14 protein-coding genes are annotated in these 16,964 nt (G+C 65.8%); 7 read left to right on the plus strand and 7 right to left on the minus strand.

Annotation, left to right across the window (positions count from 1 at the left end):
- Positions 1 to 356: 356 nt before the first annotated feature.
- Positions 357 to 785 (minus strand): phasin family protein, encoded by a 429-nt coding sequence (locus BDW41_RS18030; protein ID WP_074550656.1) that lies wholly within the window; start codon positions 783 to 785, stop codon positions 357 to 359.
- A 247-nt stretch (positions 786 to 1,032) separates the two neighbouring features.
- On the opposite strand from BDW41_RS18030, the gene BDW41_RS18035 reads away from it, so the two are divergent.
- Positions 1,033 to 1,455: a PepSY domain-containing protein gene (locus BDW41_RS18035; RefSeq protein WP_074550654.1), complete on the plus strand. Its 423-nt coding sequence runs from the start codon at positions 1,033 to 1,035 to the stop codon at positions 1,453 to 1,455.
- Positions 1,456 to 1,561: 106 nt separating this feature from the next.
- Here the strand turns inward: BDW41_RS18035 and BDW41_RS18040 are convergent, their stop codons facing one another.
- Positions 1,562 to 1,954, minus strand: a complete 393-nt coding sequence (locus BDW41_RS18040; RefSeq protein WP_074550653.1) for an HU family DNA-binding protein — start codon at positions 1,952 to 1,954, stop codon at positions 1,562 to 1,564.
- A 292-nt stretch (positions 1,955 to 2,246) separates the two neighbouring features.
- Between BDW41_RS18040 and BDW41_RS18045 the strand changes: the two genes are divergently transcribed.
- The 3 genes from BDW41_RS18045 (at position 2,247) to BDW41_RS18055 (ending at position 6,583) form a co-directional block, all read left to right on the plus strand.
- On the plus strand, positions 2,247 to 3,908 hold the full coding sequence (locus BDW41_RS18045) for a M28 family metallopeptidase (RefSeq protein ID WP_074550651.1): 1,662 nt from the start codon (positions 2,247 to 2,249) through the stop codon (positions 3,906 to 3,908).
- Between the two features lie 84 nt (positions 3,909 to 3,992).
- Positions 3,993 to 6,143 carry a hypothetical protein gene (locus BDW41_RS18050; protein ID WP_074550650.1) on the plus strand — a complete coding sequence of 717 codons (2,151 nt, stop codon included), beginning with the start codon at positions 3,993 to 3,995 and terminating at the stop codon, positions 6,141 to 6,143.
- A 182-nt stretch (positions 6,144 to 6,325) separates the two neighbouring features.
- Entirely contained in the window at positions 6,326 to 6,583 is a 258-nt protein-coding gene (locus tag BDW41_RS18055; RefSeq protein ID WP_074550648.1) for a hypothetical protein, read from the plus strand.
- A 36-nt stretch (positions 6,584 to 6,619) separates the two neighbouring features.
- Here BDW41_RS18055 and recQ read toward each other — a convergent pair whose 3' ends face one another.
- Complete coding sequence (recQ, locus tag BDW41_RS18060) at positions 6,620 to 8,434, minus strand: DNA helicase RecQ (protein ID WP_074550646.1); 1,815 nt, start codon at positions 8,432 to 8,434, stop codon at positions 6,620 to 6,622.
- A 321-nt stretch (positions 8,435 to 8,755) separates the two neighbouring features.
- On the opposite strand from recQ, the gene BDW41_RS18065 reads away from it, so the two are divergent.
- Positions 8,756 to 11,731: a TonB-dependent receptor gene (locus BDW41_RS18065; protein ID WP_083337731.1), complete on the plus strand. Its 2,976-nt coding sequence runs from the start codon at positions 8,756 to 8,758 to the stop codon at positions 11,729 to 11,731.
- Positions 11,732 to 11,803: 72 nt separating this feature from the next.
- On the opposite strand, the gene BDW41_RS18070 is transcribed toward BDW41_RS18065, so the two are convergent.
- The gene (locus BDW41_RS18070) at positions 11,804 to 12,142 is read right to left on the minus strand and encodes an MGMT family protein (RefSeq protein WP_074550645.1); all 339 of its coding nucleotides are present in this window, start codon (positions 12,140 to 12,142) and stop codon (positions 11,804 to 11,806) included.
- 87 nt (positions 12,143 to 12,229) lie between these two features.
- Between BDW41_RS18070 and BDW41_RS18075 the strand changes: the two genes are divergently transcribed.
- Entirely contained in the window at positions 12,230 to 12,634 is a 405-nt protein-coding gene (locus tag BDW41_RS18075; RefSeq protein WP_074550643.1) for a hypothetical protein, read from the plus strand.
- A 51-nt stretch (positions 12,635 to 12,685) separates the two neighbouring features.
- On the opposite strand, the gene BDW41_RS18080 is transcribed toward BDW41_RS18075, so the two are convergent.
- Positions 12,686 to 13,807 carry an inorganic phosphate transporter gene (locus BDW41_RS18080; RefSeq protein ID WP_199535370.1) on the minus strand — a complete coding sequence of 374 codons (1,122 nt, stop codon included), beginning with the start codon at positions 13,805 to 13,807 and terminating at the stop codon, positions 12,686 to 12,688.
- A gap of 69 nt (positions 13,808 to 13,876) precedes the next feature.
- Entirely contained in the window at positions 13,877 to 14,506 is a 630-nt protein-coding gene (locus BDW41_RS18085) for a pit accessory protein (protein WP_074550642.1), read from the minus strand.
- A gap of 188 nt (positions 14,507 to 14,694) precedes the next feature.
- Between BDW41_RS18085 and BDW41_RS18090 the strand changes: the two genes are divergently transcribed.
- Entirely contained in the window at positions 14,695 to 16,017 is a 1,323-nt protein-coding gene (locus tag BDW41_RS18090; RefSeq protein WP_074550640.1) for a hemolysin family protein, read from the plus strand.
- A gap of 83 nt (positions 16,018 to 16,100) precedes the next feature.
- Here BDW41_RS18090 and BDW41_RS18095 read toward each other — a convergent pair whose 3' ends face one another.
- The gene (locus BDW41_RS18095; RefSeq protein WP_074550638.1) at positions 16,101 to 16,871 is read right to left on the minus strand and encodes an RNA methyltransferase; all 771 of its coding nucleotides are present in this window, start codon (positions 16,869 to 16,871) and stop codon (positions 16,101 to 16,103) included.
- Positions 16,872 to 16,964: the final 93 nt, after the last annotated feature.

Genomic DNA, 16,964 nt, shown 5'->3' on the forward strand with positions numbered 1-16,964 from the left:
CCGGCCTGCCCCCGCTGAGCCATGCCCAGTCCTCGTGTTCGCTGTCCCCTGCCCCGGCCCGCGACCATGGCGTGCGCATTCTCCTCGGGCCAAGTCCCCTAGCTAACTAAACCTGTGTGACAAGACGGGGAATCCATGGCGGCCCAAGGCCAGGCGTCCCGCCCGCGCTTCCGGCATCGCCGGCAACGCGTGTGCGGCAGACAGGAGGCGCAGTTGAGCATGGCCGCCGCGGGCGTAACGCGATGGAATGGGCAGAACGGAGTGAAGGCGAACCCGCATGGACACGGCGAGAAGACATTCACGAGAGCGACGTGATGCGACGCCCGGGACCGGTCACCGGGCGCCACGACGACGCATCAGGTCGTCGGATGGAACTTGCCCCAGGGAGAAAGGATGTCCTTCCAAGGCTCGGACAGGCCCATGTCGCCCACGCTGCCAAGCGCACGGGCGGTGTCCTTCTGCCAGGTCTGCACCGCGTCCTGTAGGCCCTGCGCGAAATGCGCCTGCACGTTGGCGGCGATCTGGTTGGTGACGTTGGCATCGCCCATGCGCTGCTGCAGCTGGCGCCAGAAGGCGTCGGCCGGCATCGATGCCAGCGCCGCCCAGTCCTGCGCCTTGATGAGGTGCTCGACGCGCGCCTGCTGTTCCGCGATGCCATCGTCCATGGCGCGGGTGGACAGCTCCAGCCACTTCTTCCAGTTCTCCATCACCAGCTTGTTCACGCGCAGCTGAAACTCGGTGTTGGCCTTGTACAGGCTCAACGGAAGATCGCTCGGGGTAGCCATGTCTTGCCCTCGTTGGGTGATCTCTTTCGATCGCGCCGCCGCGCCCTCCGGCGACGGCCTCGCTCAGGCGCCACCGCGGCGCCGGCAGCCACTATGAACCGGCCACACGACGGAAGCATGAACCCGCGCGCCTCAACGAAATGTGTGGCCCGCACTCACCGCGGTTCAGCCCGCGGTTCGAAAGTGTTCACCACGAGTTGTTTTTGTCGCCACAACACTCAAGGCTCCCCAGCAACGAGGCACTCCCATGAAGACCTTGGCTTCCTCGACCCTCATGATCGCCTTGGCTCTGTCCGGCACGGCCATGGCGCAGGAGGCACTGACCGAGCATCAGGTGCAGACGCAACTGGAGCAGCAGGGCTACCGCAAGGTGCACGACCTGGCGTTCCACGATGGTGTATGGACGGCCAAGGCACGCAGCGCCGACGACCGCAGCGTGGACCTGCGCATCGATCCGCGTACCGGTGAGGTATTTCCGGACAAGCAGGTGCCGCGCCTGAGCGAGGCGGATATCCGGGCGCAGCTGTCGACGCAGGGCTATACCCATGTGCGCGACGTGGACTACAGGAATGGCGTGTGGACGGCCAAGGCGGACAACCCGGCCGGCAAGGGCGTTGCCCTGCAGCTGGATCCGCAGACGGGCCGCATCATCGGCACCGACAGGCATTGACGCCTGGGGCGGGCATCACCGGAAAACCCACGGTTTCGCTTCCCCAAAAAAACAGGTGCGGCCCGGAGGCCGCACCTGATACGCATGCTCTAGTGCAACGTCACGCTCAGAGAGCGGCGTCCTTGAGCTTCTTCAGCGCGCGGATCTTCAGCTTCACCGTGGCCGGCTTGGCAGCGAACCACTGTTCTTCCTTGGTGAAGGGGTTGATGCCCTTGCGCTTCGGCTTGGCCGGAACGTTCACGGCGGTGATCTTCAGCAGGCCCGGCATGGTGAAGTGGCCGGCACCCTTCTTGTGCACCGAACCGGTCACGGCAGCCTCGAGGGAGGCCAGCACCGCGCGCACGTCCTTGGCGACCACGCCGCTGGTTTCAGCGATATGGGCGACCAGGCCGGACTTGCCCAGCGCTTCCTTGATCGGCTTGTGAACGACCGCCTTGGCGGCCTTCGGAGCTGCCTTCGGTGCGGCCTTCTTCTTTGCTGCTGTTTTTGCCTTCGCCATACATTTCCCCGTGGTAATCGGTATGAGGTGGTGTTTGATGCCTCTCGGCATGCGGAATGTATGGCATGCCAGCCCGTTACGCCAAGCTGCAAGACGGAAAAAATGCAGTTTTTTTTCGATATCGGCCTCCCCGGGGTGAAGAAAGTCACGCTCGAGCCCGGCGGAGGCCTGTTTTTCAGGGGTTTTCATGCGCCCGGCGAGCCCTGCGCCTCTTGCGCGCTGCGATCGGCTATGGACCGGCGGCGGCGGCCGTCTCTACTATCGAGGCTCGTTTCCACCCCAGGTGCTGTCCATGAAGCGATTGGCCTTATCCCTGCTCGCCCTGTCCGTGACGTCGGCGCTGTTCGCCGCCGATGCGCCGACCACCCCGACCATCGACCCGCACCGCCTGTCCGACGACGTCAAGACGCTTTCGTCCGACGCCTTCGAAGGGCGCGGCCCGGCCACGCCGGCCGAAACCAAGACCATCGATTACGTGGTCGCCCAGTTCAAGGCGGCCGGCGTGCAGCCCGGTGGCGACCTGAAGAACGGCAAGCGCGAATGGACGCAGGCGGTGCCGCTGCTGCAGTCGGACATCGCCGGCACGCCGTCGCTGTCCTTCACTGTCAACGGCAAGAACGAGCCGCTGACGCAGGGCAAGGAAATCGCCGTGCGCTCGGCGCTCGACGGCTCCAAGGCCGTGTCGATCAAGAACGCCCCGCTGGTGTTCGTGGGCTACGGCGTCAAGGCGCCGGAGCGCAACTGGGACGACTTCAAGGGCGTGGACCTGCACGGCAAGATCGCCGTGGTGCTGATCAACGACCCGGACTTCGAGACCGGCGTGGGCGACTTCGGCGGCAAGGCCATGACCTACTACGGCCGCTGGACCTACAAGTACGAAGAAGCCGCACGCCAGGGCGCGGCAGGCATGCTGATCGTCCACGAAACCGCGCCGGCCTCCTACGGCTGGGCGACCGTGGCCAACTCCAACACCAACACCCAGTTCGACGTGGTGCGCGACCATCCCGCCAGCGTGCACACGCCGGTGGAGGCGTGGATCCAGCGCGACGTGGCGGTCGACCTGTTCAAGTCCGCCGGCCTGGATTTCGAGGCGCTGAAGAAGCAGGCGCAGACGCGCGACTTCAAGCCGGTGGAACTGAAGGGCGAGACCTTCTCGGCCAACTACAAGATCAACGCCAAGGTCATCACCTCGCACAACATCGTGGGCCGCATCGAGGGCAGCAAGCGTCCGAACGAAACGGTGATCTACAGCGCGCACTGGGATCACCTGGGCGTCGGCGCGCCCGACGCGAAGGGCGACAAGATCTACAACGGCGCCGTGGACAACGCCACCGGCACCGCCGCGCTGATCGAGCTGGCCCGCGCCTTCGCCAGCCAGCCCAAGCCGGAGCGCTCGGTGGTGTTCCTCAACGTCACCGCCGAAGAGAAGGGCCTGCTCGGTTCGGAGTACTACGCCTCCAAGCCGCTCTACCCGCTCGCCACCACGGTGGCCGACATCAACATGGATGCGCTCGACCCGCACGGCCCGGCGCGCAACTTCACCATCTCCGGCAGCGCCAAGCTCGACCTGCTGGACGAGCTGACCACCACGGCCAAGCAGTGGAACCTGGTGTACTCGCCGGACCCGAAGCCGGAGGCCGGCCACTTCTTCCGCTCCGATCACTTCTCCTTCGCCAAGCGCGGCGTGCCGGCCATTTCGTTCGGCTCGGGCAATGACTGGGTGGATGGCGGCCTGGCCGCCGGCAAGGCGGCCGAGGACGAATACGTGGCCAAGCACTACCACCAGCCGTCGGACGAATGGCAGGCCGACTGGCCGTTCACCGGCATGGCGCGTGATCTGCAGATCCTCTACAAACTCGGCAGCGACCTGGCCAATTCCGACACCTGGCCGGACTGGAGCAAGGACTCCGAGTTCCGCGCCGCGCGCGACGCCACGGCCGCGCAGCGCAAGTAACATAGCCCGTCAGGAATGATCGCGACGGCCCGCAGCGATGCGGGCCGTTCGTGTTTCAGGACACCACGGAAAGGAGTCGGAGCGATGAAGCGCATGGCAAGGATGCTGGCCGGGCTGTTGGGCGTGGCCTGCGCACACGGGGCCGTGGCAGACACGCTGCCGCCAACCACAGCGAAAGGCCTGCGCTGGCGCATCGCCTCGGCGGCTGACTTTCCCGATGGCGCCAGGGTGGCCGCCGGGCGCAAGGAACGAGTCCTCGTGTGGGATGACGGCAAACACCCATGGGTCGCCGACGAGGTCCTGCTGCTGGTCGATGGTCCTTACGACAGCGTGCAACCCGCCGTGCAGCGCGCATTGAAGCCGTTCGGCACGTTCACCGCGGAGGCCGAGAACAGCTTTCTCGCCTATCTGCCCGAGGGCTGGGATCGCGTGCTGCTGTCGCGCCGCGCCGACCTGCGCGACGCCCTGGTGGATGGCTTCACGCTGCCCCGTCTGCAACGAGCGGTGAAGGAAGGAGCCATTACGCCGGCGGAAATGACGCAGCGACTTGCACAGGAACGCGCCCGCGTCGACTCCGTGCCACAGGACCGCGCGAGCCTCGACGCCTTTCGCGTGACCTACCCCAGCTGGTACGCCACGCAAAAGCGCAGCCGCCTCCTCTCCGACACGCACGACAGCACCCTGAGCGTCGCGGTCTTCGACGTCACGGCGATGTTCGGGCACCCGGCCACGGTCGTGGACATCTCGCGCGCCGACGACTTTCCCAACCCCGATGCCGGCCTGTGGAAACAGCTGTCCAACTTCAACGTGCTCGGCTCGTCGCCGGCGCGCATCCTCAGCAACGGCGTGGTGCCCGCACCGGTGTTTGAGGCCGTGCGCGATGCGCTGGCCGGCCTGCCCCATCGCGTGGACATCGCACGCACCCCGCTGGCCTGGGAACAGCCCGTCGCGCAGCCGGCCACGGCGCCGCCGCTGGTGCTCAGCGCGCCCGGCAGCGACGGCCCCGTGATCAAGGCGGAGTCGATGCGCTGGGACACGCTGGTCACAAGTTCGCGCGCCCTGCTCTATCCGCATGACCTGCTCGCGCTGCCCGATGGCGACATGCTCATGAGCGCGCAGGTGTCCGATGACAGCGGTTGGCTGCAGCACGTGTGGCGCTTCCATGAAACTGTCGACGGATGGAAGGCCGAGGAGATCTGGCGCGGCGCGGAAGGAGCCGACCGCCTTTCGCTGAGCGCCGATGGACGCACGGGCTGGTTCGACGGCACGACGGACAGCAAGGCGCCGCGTGCGCTGATCGCCTACGACGTCGACATGCGTCGGCTCGTCCGCCACACGCTGAACTGGGCCCCCACCGAGGAGCAGAACCCGCGCTGGGAACTAGCCGGCGATCAACAGCCGGTCTTTTTCCGCCATGACTACAACCTCCGCACCAACGATGCGGACAACGACAGGACCCGGCTCGGGCACGAGTACTTCACCGCGCTGCGGCCGGACTCGCCGCCATCGTCCGTCGACGACACCTGGCCCTTCCATGTCGCCTTCGCGTCGGCACGCCAATCCATGATGGGCGTGCGCATGAAGGGCAATACCTTGATCGCGCCGGTACGTTGGCGCGACGCCAAGGCCTTCTGGGTGGAGGATCAGCCGGGCATCGCCGAACTCGATGCATCCAGTGGCCGAGTCTTGCGCGCCATCGCGCTTCCGCAGCGTTTCGGTACGCCCGATCCCATGGATGCCACCGGCGTAGCGCAATGGGTTCCCACGCCGCTGGGCTCGCCGGAAGGACACTGGATCGCCACCGGCTTCGTCCTCACGCCGGACGATGACCGGCTTCTGCCGCCGTCGATGAAAGGCGCTTTCGTGCGCCACGGCCGCATCGTCGGCATGCACGTCGTCGATCTCGAGGATGGCCACGTGCTGTCGGCCGTGCTCGGCGCCATGGATGTTCTGCCCGCGGCCGCACGCTCCGCGCACGGACGCTATCTGGCCATGGGCTCCAACGGCCCCATGCACGGCGGGCCGCGCGTGGCCCTGTGGGATGTCGCGCGAGGGCGAACGCCCGTCCAGCTCGATGCATCGCCGTCGAAGAGCGACGTGCACGCACTGGCCTTCTCATGGCAAGGCGGCGATCTGTGGGCCCTGGGCGATCGCGAATTCTTTCGCTGGCGTCTGCCTGACGCGCTCCGCGATACCGCCTCGCCTGGCAGTTTTCCTGACCAGTCGCATCGGTAAGGCGACGCCCAAAGGCGCGGTTTCTCCTGGAAACAGCGGATTTTTCACGCGATGCAGATATAGGTGACAAGCGCCATGGAAACGCAGCACGGCCGCCACGGAATCGTCGCGTTGGAATCACAGAGGAGTCACGCGCGACAGGCAGGCTATGCAGCATCTGTCGAAGAAGACCGTCCGACCCCATGCTGGCGCAATACGTTCACCCGTCGAAATCCGGCCTGTTCCGCATCATCCGCCACGGGCGCCAGTGGCGCGCCCTGTGCGAAGAACGGGAAATTGGCCGCCACGAGACCGCCGAAGCCGCCCTGATCGCCACGCGCATGGCCTGCCCGCAGGCGCGCCTGCCAGGCGAACTGTCGCAATGGCGCTATATCCCCGAACAGGCCCTGGCGCACTCGCGGGTGTCCGCCGAAGGCACGCGCTGGCGGCTGGCCGGCTGATCGCCATACCTCGCGCACGAATCGCGAAGCACGCGCCTAGTCGTGCGCGTTGATCACCGCGAGGAAATCCTTGCCGTAGCGCTTGAGCTTGGCCTCGCCCACGCCGCTGATCGAGGCCAGTTCCGTTTCGTTCGACGGCAAGGCACGCAGCATCGCCAGCAAGGTGGCGTCGTGGAAAATCACATAGGGCGGCACGCCATGCTGCCTGGCCAGCTGGATGCGCAGCTTCTTCAGCTCTTCCCACAACGGCTGCTCGTAGGCTTCCACGCCCAGGCTGCTGCCCGTGACCAGCTTGCTGTCCCTGCGCTTGCGTGATCCCCGCACCGGCGCGGCGTCCTCGCGCAGCAGCACCTGGCGATTGCCCACCAGCACGTCGCGGCTGGTCTTGGTCAGGCGCAAGGTGCCGAAGCCTTCGGCGTCCGCCTCGAGCAGGCCCATCGCCAGCAACTGCCGGAACACCGAACGCCACTGCTTCTCGTCCATGTCGGCGCCGATGCCGAACGTGGACAGGCGGTCGTGTCCCAGCTCGCTCATGCGGCTGCTGTCATCGCCGCGAAGGATGCCGATGACATGTCCCGAGCCGAAGCGCTGGCCGCTGCGATACACCGCCGAAAGCGCCTTCTGCGCGGGCACCGTGGCATCCCATGTTCTGGGCGGTTCGACGCAGTTGTCGCATCGCCCGCACGGCCCGTGGAACGTTTCGCCGAACGCGGCAAGCAGCAGTTCGCGGCGGCACTGTGTGGTTTCCGCGTAGGCCAGCAGGGCTTCCAGCTTCTGGCGCTCGACGCGCTTGCGCTCGTCGGCCGATTCGGACTGGGCGATCATCTGGCTCATCGTCACCACGTCGGAGAGGCCGTAGATCATCCAGGCATCCGAGGGCAGGCCGTCACGGCCCGCGCGGCCGGTTTCCTGGTAATAGCCTTCCATGCTGCGTGGCAAATCGAGGTGCGCCACGAAACGCACGTCCGGCTTGTCGATGCCCATGCCGAACGCCACCGTCGCCACCATCACCACGCCATCCTCGCGCAGGAAGCGGCGCTGATTGGCGTTGCGCGTGGCCGCATCCAGGCCGGCGTGGTACGGCAGTGCTTCGATGCCGGCTTCCGTGAGCCACGCGGCCGTTTCGTCCACCTTGCGGCGGCTCAGCGCATAGACGATGCCGGTCTCGCCGCGGTGCCGCTCCAAAAACTCCATCAGTTGGCGCCGCGCGTTGTGGCGCTGCCCCACCTGGTAGCGGATGTTCGGCCGGTCGAAGCTGGAAACGAACTGCCTGGCCTGCTGCAGGGCCAGGCGTTCGACGATTTCATCGCGCGTGCGCTCGTCCGCCGTGGCAGTCAGCGCAATGCGCGGCACCTGTGGAAAACGCTGGTGCAACACCGCCAGCTCACGGTATTCCGGGCGAAAATCGTGTCCCCATTGGGAAACGCAATGCGCCTCGTCGATGGCGAACAGCGCTACTTCCGTGCGTTCGAGCAGGCTCAGAAAACGTGCGGTGAGCAGGCGCTCCGGCGCCACGTAGAGCAGGTTCAGCTCACCTTCCAGCAGGCGGCGCTCCACCTCGCGCTGGTCTTCCGCGTTCAGGCTGGAATTGAGATAAGCCGCGGCGACGCCGGCTTCGCGCAACGCGTCCACCTGATCCTGCATCAGCGCGATCAGGGGCGACACCACGATGCCCGTGCCTTGCCGCACCAGCGCCGGAATCTGATAGCAGAGCGACTTGCCGCCGCCGGTGGGCATGAGCACCAGCGCGTCCCCGCCTTCAATCAGCTGGTCGACGATGGCCTGTTGCTGGCCACGGAACTGCGTGTAGCCAAAAACGCTGTGGAGTATGTCTTGGGGCGAGGGAAGCATCGGCGAATGCTAGCAAATGTCCCTTGCCGCTTAGTCGCGGCCGAGTCGCGCAGAGCATTTCGTACAGAGGCGACGGATACGCCGACTCAATCGCAAGGCGTGCGCCCACACGCGCCGTAGCTCTCCGAGAGTGGGTCTCGCCAAGGTAAAGAAAACATTATTCGAGGACCCGCCTTTGGCGGGCGAGCGGTCGTCATCCGGGCTTCGATCGGCAGGCAAGCACTGCAGAAAAGTCGCAGGAAACGCCGCGCCGGCTCGTAGCGATCCCATCGCGACGGGCCGTGCCACCTCTCAATGACTACGATGTTGGGGAACAGCTAGATGAAATCGTTCAACCGCGGCGGACTGGCATGGGCCATCCGCATCGCACTCGCCGCCGGCCCGCTCGCGGCCTCCGGCCTGGCCATGGCACAGGACGCCACGCCGGCCAAGGCCGATGCCTCGTCGGCCAAGAGCCTGGAAACCGTCACCGTTACCGGTTCGCGCATCCGCAGCGTGGACGTGGAGACCTCCCAGCCGGTCTTCACCATGGACAAGGCCGCCATCGCGGCGACCGGCCTGACCAACGTCAACGACATCATTGCCCGCATGCCGTCCATGGGCACGCCGGACATCACGCCGCAGGACACGCTGTCCTCCGGTGCTGACGTCGGCGGCCGCTACGTCAACATCCGCAATCTCGGCTCGCAGCGCACCCTGGTGCTGGTCAACGGCCGCCGCTGGAGTTCGAGCCTGAGCGGCCTCACCGACGTGTCCACGATTCCCGTGTCGATGATCGAACGCATCGACATCCTCAAGGACGGCGCCTCCTCCATCTATGGTTCCGACGCCATCGGCGGCGTGGTGAACATCATCACCAAGGAGAAGTTCAACGGTGCCGAAGCCAACGTCTACTACGGCCAGAACGGCAAGGGCGACGGCCAGACGCAGAACTACGACTTCACCTGGGGCCACACCAGCGAGAAGAACTCCATCATCATCGGCGCGGCCTGGCAGCAGACCAAGCCGATGTGGAACAGCGAGCGGCCGGAGACGCGCTATATGAATGGCGCGCGCCATCCGGACGACAACTGGAGCAGCACGGGCCCGTATGGCCGCATCGTCGATCCCAATGAAGAAGGAACTGCGGGAGCCGGCCATTACAAGAAAAACAGCGACGGCACCCGCACCTGGGTTCCCAACCAGTACGTGATCAATCACGGCTCGCTGGACACCGGCAACCTCGCCAACTACCACCCGTACAATGGCAACAGCAACGCCGACAAATACAACACCACGTCGGACATGACCTTCCGCGCCGGCACCAAGCTGAAAAACCTGTTCCTGCAGGACAAGTATCAGCTGACCGACAACATCAGCCTGCATGGCATGGCGGACGCGAGCGTGCGTGATTCCTCGTCGCAGCTGGCCGGCTACCCGCTCTCGACCGGCGGCACCATGACCGACCTGCTGCCCGATGGCCTGCAGCTCAGTGGCAACAACGCCTATAACCCGTTCCCCGGGCAAGACGTCGCCTTCTACAGGCGTACGGTGGAACTGCCGCGCGTCACCGAAAGCCACTCCAAGATCTACAACGTCAACCTGGGTGCGCAGGGATATTTCCAGTTTCTCGGCCATGACTGGAGCTGGGACGCCGACTACACGTACTCGCAGAACAAGATCCACATCGCCACGACGGGCAATCTCGACCTGAACAAGGCGCAGGCCGCGCTTGGCCCCACCACCACCATCGACGGCCAGCTGGCCTGCGCCAATCCGGCGGACCGCGCCGCGGGCTGCGTGCCGTGGAACATTGTCGCCGGCCCCGGCGCCACGCCGCAGGCGGTGTGGAACTACGTGAACTATCACGAGTCCGCACGCCAGGTGAGCTCCACCGATGACTACACCGCCAATGTCTCGGGCGGCCTGTTCGACATGCCGGGCAATGCCGGCACGGCCAGCCTGGCGATGGGCATCGAGCATCGCGGCGTCAAGGGCAGCTTCCGTCCGGATGCCTATGTCGCCGCAGGCAACACCACCGACCTCGCGGCCAACGCCACCTCCGGCAAGTACAACACCAACGAGGTCTACGCCGAGCTGGACGTACCCTTGCTGCGCGACATGACCGCCGCGCAGGAGCTTGGCGTCAACGTCGCCACGCGCTATTCGCACTACAGCAACTTCGGCAGCACGACCAACAGCAAATACAGCATTCGCTATCGCCCGATCGAAGACCTGCTGCTTCGCGGCACCTATGCCCAGGGTTTCCGTGCGCCCACCCTCGATGATCTCTACGCCGGCGCCGGTCAGAGTTTCGAAACGTTCCTGGATCCCTGCGATTCGGTCTATGGATCGGCAGCCACCAATGCCACCGTGCGGGCGCGCTGCGCAGAGTCCGGCGTGCCGGCGGGCTATCGTCAGTACGGAGTCAAGAACAACACCGGCTACCAGACGCCTGTGGCCTTTATCTCTGCTTCCAATCCGAACCTCAAGCCGGAAAACTCCACCACGCGCACGTTCGGCCTGGTCTACAGCCCGCACTATGTCGAAGGCCTCGACTTCTCCGTCGACTACTACGACATCCGGGTCAAGAATCTCATCACTGGTGTCGATGCCAGTGATGTGCTGAACCTTTGCTACGTGCAGAACGATCCGACGTATTGCGGTCAGTTCACCCGCACAGCCACGCCTGATCCCACCACCGGGCTGGTGTCGGGTTCGGTCAACTGGCTTTACGAGATGCCCGCGAACATGGGTTCGCTCAAGACGTCCGGCTACGACATCGGCATTCACTACAAACTGCCGGAAACCTCGTTCGGCCGCTTCAGGATCGCATCGGACAGTACCTATCTGACCCAGTACGAAAAGGTCAGCGGCCCAGGCGCCACGGCCAAGGATCTGGTCGGCTTCTTCGACAACGGCAGCGATCCGATCTACCGCTTGCGTTCCAACCTGCAGGTGGATTGGGACTACAAGCAGTTCGGTGCCTCGTGGACCGTTCGCTACTACTCGGGCCTGAAGGACATTTGCTACAACAACGAGCCCGGCGATGTCGTGGAATGCAGCTCCCCCAACTACACCAACCCGTGGTGGGGCACCTACGGCATGAGCCAGAAGGGTGGCGTGGCGTTCAACGATGCCCAGTTCCGCTATACGGCACCGTGGAAAGGCGTGTTCAGCGTCGGCGTGAACAACATCTTCAACCGCAAGGGTCCGTACTACTACAGCGTGCCCACGGCCGGCACGGGTAGCCCAGCATACAACCCCAACTTCGACATCGACCGCTTCTGGTACGTGTCGTACAACCAGAAGTTCTGACGTTCGCTACATCGACATGTGAGCCTCGACGGGGCGGGTCTTCGGACCCGCCCTTCTTTCATTCGGGCACGTTCAATCGGGCATGCCCCACAGCGCGCGATCCAGGTCGGCGTCCAGTCCAAAGGTCGACAGCGGCACGCGACCGTTCCGCACGTCCACACCCTCGGCCTTCAGGCGTCGGCTCTGTTCCCGGAAGCCACGGCTACCGGGCGGAAAGGCGATCTGGCCGTTGGACCGGATGACGCGAAACCAGGGCAGCTCCATGCCGTCGGGCACCTCGCCCAGCGCCCGCCCTACCAGCCGGGCACGCCCCGGCAGGCCCGCGCGCGCGGCGATGGCGCCGTAGCTGGCCACCCGGCCGCGCGGAATGGCCGCGATGGCGGCGAAGATGCGCTCGTGTGCTTCGTTCATGGGTTTGTCCATGATCTTCAACAGGCTCTTTACAGGGTGTCGTGGCACAGTAGCGAGGCCGGATTCGCCTGCCAAGGAGACCGCACCATGCACCATTTCGAAGCCGTGCGTTCCCACATCGGCAGCATGCACGCGCTGCGCCACAACGACCCCTACCTGATCAGTTTCGACCTGACCTTGCCGCACGACCGGCACCAGGGGATCTATCTCGCCGAACTGGAAGACGAGTCGGGGCGGCGCTACCTGCGCATTTCCACACCGGTCGGCCCGTTGGCGGGCGCCGATCCGCGCCGCTGCCTGCGTTTCAACTGGGAGCAGCGCAAGGGGTTTCTGGCCGTCGCCGACCTGGACGGCTCGCCGTATCTGCACCTGTGCGAAAACCGGCCCTACGAGCTGCTGGACGCCGCGGAGCTGAAGCGGCTGATCGAGGAACTGGGCGAGCTGGGCGACCAGCTGGAGCGCATCGTCGCCGCCGGCGGCGACGCGCTGTAGATCGATTGCCGCATGCAGGAGCGCAGTACTGCGCTCCTGCCGTCGCCTGCATCAGAACAGCGCGGACAAGCGCACCAGGCCATAGGCCAGCAGCGCGGTGATCGGCAGCGTAAGGATCCACGCCCACACCATGCGCTCCACCACCGACCAGCGGATGGCGTTCCAACGTTTGGCCGCGCCCACGCCCATGATGGATGCCGACACGTTGTGCGTGGTCGACACTGGGATGCCGAACGCCGAGGCGGTGAGGATCACCGCCGCCGAGCTGCCTTCCGCCGCGAAGCCATTGATGGGATGCAGCTTCACCATCTTGTGGCCCAGCGTCTTGATGATGCGCCAGCCGCCGCCGGCCGTGCCGCCCGCCATGGTCAGCGCGCAGACCACCGCCACCCATGAGGGCACGTTGAAGCCGCCATCGCTGGAACCGTGGATGCGCAGGAAACCCAGCCATTCTGGCAGGCCATCAAACTGGCCGGCTGCGGTGGCGCCAGCCAGGGCCAGCGCGATGATGCCCATGCTCTTCTGCGCATCGTTCATGCCGTGGGCCAGGCCCATGGCGCTGGCCGACACGATCTGCGCCTTGCCGAAAAACGCGTTCACGAACGGGGTGCGCCCGAAACGCCGCAGGAAGCCCGTGCGGCTCGAGAACCAGCTGAGCAGCGCGTACAGCGCCCCCATCAGCAGGAAGCCGATGACGAAGCCCATGAGTGGCGACACCACCATCGGCACGATGACCTTGGGCACCACGCCCTTGCCGTCCCACCAGTGCGCGCCACCCTGCGACCAGATCACCGCGGCGAAATTGTTGCCGGAGGCCGCGATGGCCGCGCCCACCAGCGCGCCGACCAGGGCGTGGCTGGAGCTGGACGGCAGGCCCCACCACCAGGTGATCAGGTTCCACACCGTGGCGGCCAGCAGCGCGCAGATCAGCAGTTGCGGTCCCGCATCGATCACATGGGTGTCGATCAGCCCGGCCGCGATGGTCTTGGCCACCGCCGTGCCCCAGAGGGCGCCAATCAGGTTGGTGATGGCCGCCAGCATCACCGCCTGGCCCGGCGTGAGCACCTTGGTGGCGACCACGGTGGCGATGGAGTTGGCGGTGTCGTGGAAGCCGTTGATATAGGTGAATGCCAGCGCGATCAGCACCACGGCAATGGCCAGGCCGATACTCATGCGCACACTCCGGCAACGGCCCGGAACGACGCCGGGCGGCACGAAAGAAGGGAGGTCATCGTGCCCGCCTCAGGAGTTCTTCAGGACAATCGAATAGACGATGTTGCCGACGTCGCGGCACTTGTCGATCGCTTTTTCGATCAGCTCGAACAGGTCCTTCGCCAGCATGGCGCGCATGGCGTCGTTGCCTTCGACGTACAGCGTGCGGTACGGCGAGAGCAGCATGCGGTCGCCCTCCGACTCCAGCGTCTGCAGGCGATCCTGCAGCTTCTTCACCGGGTCGATGCGCAGGCCGCGGCGCAGTTCGCCGATCATCTCCGACACCACCGTGGTGGCCCGCTCCAGCACCAGCGCGCGGGCGGCGAAATCCACGTCGCTCACGCGGCCGACCACGATCTCGTAGCGCTCGGCGAATTTCTCGATGGTCTTGGGAATCTTGTACAAGGCGGAGTTGAGCGCCTCGATGTCCTCGCGATCGAGCGCGGTGACGAAGGTGTTCACCAGCTCTTCGCTGATCTGCCCCGCCAGCGCCTTCTCCCGGGCACGCGCGGCGGCAAAGGCGGCCATCACGGGCGCGTGGTCCTTGCGGGTGACCAGCTCATGCAGAGCCTTCGCGCTTTCGTGGGCAGCCTCGGCGCTCTGTTCGAGCAGGCCGTAGAACTTGTCGCCTTTGCCGAAAATCGTTTGCAGTGAAAACATGCGGTTATTGCCTGGGATGCGGGGCGGAAAATGACCGATATGTTACAGGAGCGCCCTGCCGCGCTGCATCAAGGCCTTGGCCTGGTCCTTGGAACAGCTGCAAGGCCGTTGTCACGGACCTGGCCCGGCTTAGGCCTTACACTGCGTCTCATGTCCATTCGCGACCTCCCTGCCGGCCGGCTGCCCCGATGCTGACCGAAATCCTCACCGTCATCCTGCTGTCCTTGTGCAACGGCTTCTTCGCGCTGTCGGAGATGGCCCTGGTCACCTCGCGCAAGACGCGCCTGAAGCAGATGGCCCGCGATAGCCGCCGGGCCCGCATGGCCTTGCGCAACGCCGAGGCGCCCGAACGCTTCCTGTCCACCGTTCAGGTGGGCATGACCCTGGTCATCCTGGTGACCGGCGCCTTGGCGGGCGACGCGCTGGGCGACCACATCGCCTCCGCCATCCACGGCGGCCGGGCGGCTTGGATGGAGCCCTACGCCCGGGTGATCGGCCTGGTGCTCGGCTTCGTGCTGATCTCCTTCATCCAGATCGTGATCGGCGAACTGGTGCCCAAGCGGCTGGCCCTGTCGGCGCCCGAGCGCATTTCCGGCTACGTGTCCATGCCGATGATGGTTCTCTCGCGCATCACGGCACCGTTCGTGTGGCTGCTCAACGTCACCAGTGGATTGCTGCTGCGGGTATTGAACGTGAAGGGGCGCGGCAGCGACGTCGCGACGGAAGAGGAAATCCGCCTGCTCGTCGCCGAAAGCGCCGAGCACGGTGTGCTGGACCGCGACGAGCACAACATGGTCAACCGCGTGCTGCGGCTGGGCGACCGCAGCGTGGACAGCGTGATGACGCCGCGCACGCGCATCGTGTGGCTGGACGCCGCCGCGAGCTACCAGGAGAACGCGGACATCCTGCGCACCACGCCCTATTCGCGCTACCCCGTGTACCGCGGCGACGAAAGCGACATCCTCGGCGTGGTGGAAGTGAAGCGCCTGCTGCGCGGCTTCGCCCAGGGCAAGGCGGACATCTTCGGGCAGCTGTCCAAGCCGCTGTACGTGCCCGGCACGGCCCGCGCGCTCGACCTGCTGGAAGAGTTCCGCGACGCGGAAACGCAACTGGCGCTGGTGGTCGACGAGTACGGCGACATCGTGGGCCTGGTCACGCTCAACGACCTGCTCGCCGCCATCGTGGGCGCCACGCAGCTGGGCAGCCACGACAAGACGGAAAGCCCGCTGATCACGCCCCGCGAGGACGGCAGCTGGCTGGTGGACGGTTCGCTGTCCACCGATGACCTGCGCGAACTGCTGAAGGTCGACGCCCTGCCCGGCGAGAAGGAACACGAGTACCGCACCGCCGCCGGCATGGTGATGGCGGTGCTCGGCCATATTCCGCAGGCCGGCGAAACCTTCGACTGGCGCGGCTTCCGCGTGGAAGTAGTGGACCTGGACGGCGCACGCATCGACAAGCTGCTGATCACTCAGCTGCCGAAGATCGATGTGGAAGAAGACGGGTTTTAAGAGCAGAAGTGAGTGAAGAGGAGTGAGAAACGAGAGCAGCCCCCACGAGCACTCGCTCTCTCTCACTACTCACTTCTCTTTACTCACTCCTCGCCTTTCAGCTTGCGGTTGGCGATCTGCGCCATGCGCTGCGCATCCGCAAAAATGCCATGCATCACCCGCAGTTCGCGCTCGTCCGGCTGCGCCCGCTGGAACAGCTTGCGCAGGCGCAACATGATGGTGGTGGGCGCGCGGCCCTTGTGGAAGTCTATGTCGTCGAGCATCTGCGCAAGGTGTTCGAAGAAGCGCTCCATCTGCGCGGCATCGGCCGGCGGCTCAGCATCGGCGCGCACCGGCGCGGCGACCTCGCCCAGCGATGCCACGCGTAGCTCATAGGCCATCACTTGCACGGCCTGCGAGAGGTTGAGCGAGCTGAAATCGTCCACGCTGGGGATGCGCACCATGGCGTGGCAGCGGGCCAGTTCCTCGTTTTCCAGACCGGTACGCTCGTTGCCGAACACCAGCGCCACCTGTTCCCCGCGCGCCGCGGCGGCCAGCGCCCGGGCGGCGGCCTCGCGCGGGGTGATTTCTTCCAGGTCCACGCCGCGGCGCCGCGCCGAGAGCCCCAGCGCCAGGCTGGTGCCCGCCAGCGCGTCGACTAGGCCGTCACTGACCGTGGCGTTCTCGAGCACGTCATCCGCGCCGGCGGCGAGGGCCGAGGCTTCCCGGTCGGGGAATCGATGCGGCGCCACCAGGGCCATCCGGTCGAAGCCCATGGTGCGGATGGCACGCGCCGCGCTGCCGATGTTGCCGGGGTGCGAGGTGCGCACCAGCACGTAACGGATGCGGGCGGCGAGGTCGGATTCAGCGCTCATGGGGCGGGGGAAACTCGTGCAAACGGGCGCAAAGCTTGGAAATGTCCGGCCGTCCTGTCAAACCCGGGCCCGCCCGGCGTCTCCCGGCCGCCT

Source organism: Dyella sp. AtDHG13, assembly GCF_003201105.1.
Classification (GTDB): Bacteria; Pseudomonadota; Gammaproteobacteria; order Xanthomonadales; family Rhodanobacteraceae; genus Dyella; species Dyella jiangningensis_B.